The sequence below is a fragment of the Mesorhizobium sp. M0184 genome, from assembly GCF_040322215.1.
GTDB lineage: Bacteria > Pseudomonadota > Alphaproteobacteria > Rhizobiales > Rhizobiaceae > Mesorhizobium.
Genome location: NZ_JAMYSZ010000127.1, coordinates 1 through 508, shown reverse-complemented (window position 1 = coordinate 508; position 508 = coordinate 1). Strand labels below are relative to the sequence as shown.

The 508-nt window shown below is 63.6% G+C and carries 1 protein-coding gene; it reads right to left on the bottom strand.

The features are described 5' to 3' along the window. Positions 1 to 508 (bottom strand): transketolase C-terminal domain-containing protein (locus NKJ23_RS34615; protein ID WP_352685216.1); only part of this gene is annotated, 508 nt, incomplete at both ends.

Sequence of the window (508 nt, the reverse complement as noted above, 5' to 3'; positions counted from 1 at the left end):
CGAGCTCGGAAGTTGAGATCCCGTAGCGATCGTGAAGCGTCGGCAGCGCGCCAGCGTCGAGGAACTCGTCGGGCAGGGCGATCTGCCGAAAGACTGGGGCCACTCCCTCCCGCATCAGCAGCGCGGCGACACCTTCGCCCAGCCCACCGATGATGGTGTGGTTCTCGGTCACTATCATTAGCCGTCCCGGACGGCGCGCCGCGGCAAGTATCGTCTCCGTGTCCAGAGGCTTGATCGTCGGAACGTGCAGAACGGCGCAGCCGATCCTGTCGGCTTCAAGCGCCTTCGCCGCCTCCAGCGCGCGCATGGTCATCAGGCCGCTTGAAATGAACAGCACATCCTCACCCTCGCGCAACAGGCGTGCCTTGCCGATTTGGAATGTGTAATCGTACTCGTCGAGCACGACAGGGACCTTGCCGCGCAAAAGCCGCATGTAGACCGGCCCGTTGTAGTCCGCGATCGCCTCCGTGGCCTGTTCGATGTCGAGCGCGTCGCAAGGGTCGATGAT